The organism is Cellulomonas citrea (genome assembly GCF_009829685.1).
In the GTDB taxonomy this organism is placed as follows: Bacteria; Actinomycetota; Actinomycetes; order Actinomycetales; family Cellulomonadaceae; genus Cellulomonas; species Cellulomonas citrea.
In genome coordinates this window covers 1-2974 of record NZ_VWSD01000230.1, presented here as the reverse complement: position 1 = coordinate 2974, position 2974 = coordinate 1, and the positions used below count along the sequence as shown (strand labels likewise).

Sequence of the window (2974 nt, the reverse complement as noted above, 5' to 3'; positions counted from 1 at the left end):
CCGACCGGTGGCCGCCCGCACCGTGGCGCGGTCGGGTTCGACGGGTCGCGCCCAGCCCCGCGCCACGAGCGCCTGGGCGTGCACCGAGCGGCCGTAGCCGCCGAGCAGCAGCGCACAGCCCTCGAGCTCGCTGCGCAGCGCGAGCACCTCGCGCACGTGCGGGTAGGGCGTGCGCTGCTCGGCGTGCAGGTCGTCCCCGTCGTCCCAGCACACGGCCAGGCCCAGGTCCGCCACCGGGGCGAACGCCGCGGCACGTGTGCCGATCACCACCCGCGCCAGACCGCGCCGTGCGGCCAGGAACGCCCGGTAGCGGGCCGCGGGGCCCAGGTCGGCCGTCAACGTCACGAACCCGGACGCTCCCCCCGGTCGGTACGCGGGCAGCCCAGCGGCGACCAGGGCATCGGCGGTGCGGGCCAGGTCGCGGGCGTCGGGCAGCACGACGAGCGCGCCTCGCCCTCCCGCGAGGGCCGCGAGCACGGCGTGCGCGACGGCGTCCGGCCAGGCCTCGCCGGGCGCGCCGGGCAGCGCGGACCACACCGCACGCGGGCCGGCGCCGGACCGCACGTACCGGCAGAACGCGTCCCCTCCCCGGTACCGGCTCCACGGCGTGCTGCCCGTGCCGGCGGGGTGATCCTCCGCGGCGGCCGTCTGCGCGGCGTCGGGCGGCGACGTCACCGCGGGCAGCTCGAACGGTTCGGCCTCGACCCGTGCGTGCCGAGGCGGCACGGCGAGCCGCAGCACATCGGCGAGGGTCCCGGCGTACCGGTCGGCCACCGCGCGGGCGAGCCGGGCGATCGGTCCGGCGAGCACCGGCTCGGCCGAGACCACCTTGCGCAACGGCAGCAGCCGACCGGTGTGCTCGGCCTGCCCGGTGCGCGCCATCAACCAGCCGTCGACGTCCTTGCCGGCGAACCGCACCTTGACCCGCACCCCGGGCACCGCGACGGGGTCCAGATCGGCCGGCACGAGGTACTCGAACAGCCGGTCCAGGTGCGCCGGCTGCACGTCGACGCACACCTGGGCGACCGGGAAGCTGGCCGCAGGTTGCACCGGGTCCGCCGCCGGTCGGGTCCGGGTGCGCGGCATGCCGGCCAGGGACTGCTGCACGGCGTCGGTCACGGGTGGCATCCCCTCACCGACCGCCCACACGGGTCAGCCGACAGCGGCGCGCAGCGCGTCGACGCGGTCGGTGCGCTCCCAGGTGAAGTCCGCCAGCTCGCGGCCGAAGTGCCCGTAGGCGGCCGTGCTGCGGTAGATCGGCCGCAGGAGGTCGAGGTCGGCGATGATCGCGGCCGGTCGCAGGTCGAAGACCTGCTCGATGGCGCGCGAGAGAACGTCGTCCCCGACGACACCGGTGCCGAACGTCTCGACGTAGAGCCCGACCGGGTGCGACTTGCCGATGGCGTAGGCGACCTGGACCTCGCACCGCCGGGCCAGGCCCGCCGCGACGACGTTCTTGGCGACCCAGCGCATCGCGTAGGCCGCGGAGCGGTCCACCTTCGACGGGTCCTTGCCGGAGAACGCCCCGCCGCCGTGCCGCGCCATCCCGCCGTAGGTGTCCACGATGATCTTGCGTCCGGTCAGACCGGCGTCGCCCTGCGGACCACCGACGACGAAGGCTCCGGTCGGGTTGACGAACAGGTCGTGGCCCTCGGTCTGGATGGACAGCTCGGCCAGCACCGGTGCGACCACCTGCTCGGCGATCTGCGGCGCGAGCTGGGTCTCGAGCGACACGTCCGGGTCGTGCTGGCTGGACACGACGACCGCCGCGACGCGGACCGGGCGGTCTCCGTCGTACTCGATGGTCACCTGCGTCTTGCCGTCCGGACGCAGACCGGTCACCTCACCCGAGCGCCGCACGGCGGCGAGCCGCTCGGCGAGCCGGTGCGCCGTCCAGATCGGCAGCGGCATGAGCGAGGGCGTCTCGTCGCACGCGTAGCCGAACATCAGCCCCTGGTCGCCCGCACCCTGGGCGTCCAGCGGGTCGAAGCCTGCGGAGTCCTGCCTGCTCTCCAGCGCCTTGTCCACGCCGGCGGCGATGTCCGGCGACTGGGCCCCGATCGACACCGAGACCCCGCACGAGTCGCCGTCGAACCCGATGAGCGAGGAGGTGTAGCCGATCTTGCGGACCACCTCGCGCACGATCTGCGGGATCTCCACGTAGGCGGAGGTCGTGACCTCACCTGCCACGTGCACGAGCCCCGTGGTGACCATCGTCTCCACCGCGACCCGTGCCGAGCGGTCCTGCTCGAGGATCGCGTCGAGGATGGAGTCGGAGATCTGGTCGCAGACCTTGTCGGGGTGGCCCTCGGTCACCGATTCGGACGTGAACAGACGCGCAGAAGCCATAGGGGCAAGACTACGAGGATGACGGGGGCCGTGATGCCATGAGGTGCACCACCTGGTCCCAGACGGCATCGGCGACCTCGTCCTTGGTGCCGGCGGCGGTGGCGACCACCTCGCCCGCACCGTCGAGGACGGTGACGTCGTTCGTGGCGACCTCGAACCCGCGCCCCTCGCCGACGGCGTTGACGACGAGCAGGTCGGCACCCTTGCGCAGCGCCTTCGCGCGCCCGTGCTCCAGGACGGTCGCGGCGCCGTCGCCGGTCTCGGCGGCGAACCCGACGACGACCTGCTCGGCCCGCGGACGGTCGGCGGCCAGCTCGGCGAGGATGTCGGGGTTCTGCACGAGCTCGATCACCGGCGGAGCACCGCCGGGGGTCTTCTTGATCTTGGCGCCAGCGGGGGCTGCCGGCCGGAAGTCGGCCACGGCCGCGGCCATCACCACCGCATCGGCGTCCTTGGCGGCCGTGAGCACCGCGTCGCGCAGCTGCTGCGCGGTCTCCACCGTCACCACGTCGACCGGGGCCGGGGCCGGTGCCTCGACGTGCGCCGCCACGAGGGTGACTGGCCGGTCAAGCCCGGTCTGCCCTTCATCCCCGGGCACGAGGGCTACGGCGAGGTCGTCGAGCTC

3 protein-coding genes are annotated in these 2974 nt (G+C 74.2%); all 3 read right to left on the bottom strand.

Translation table 11 applies throughout. The annotated features are described in order from the left end of the window. Positions 1-1128: primosomal protein N' family DNA-binding protein (locus F2B26_RS15475; protein WP_499679451.1), on the bottom strand; the 1128-nt coding region annotated here is incomplete at its 3' end. Between the two features lie 24 nt (positions 1129-1152). Beyond that, positions 1153-2349 carry a methionine adenosyltransferase gene (gene metK / locus F2B26_RS15470; protein ID WP_159810878.1) on the bottom strand — a complete coding sequence of 399 codons (1197 nt, stop codon included), beginning with the start codon at positions 2347-2349 and terminating at the stop codon, positions 1153-1155. Positions 2350-2359: 10 nt separating this feature from the next. After that, a partial coding sequence (locus tag F2B26_RS15465; protein ID WP_328698694.1) for a phosphopantothenoylcysteine decarboxylase domain-containing protein occupies positions 2360-2974 on the bottom strand: 615 nt, incomplete at its 5' end.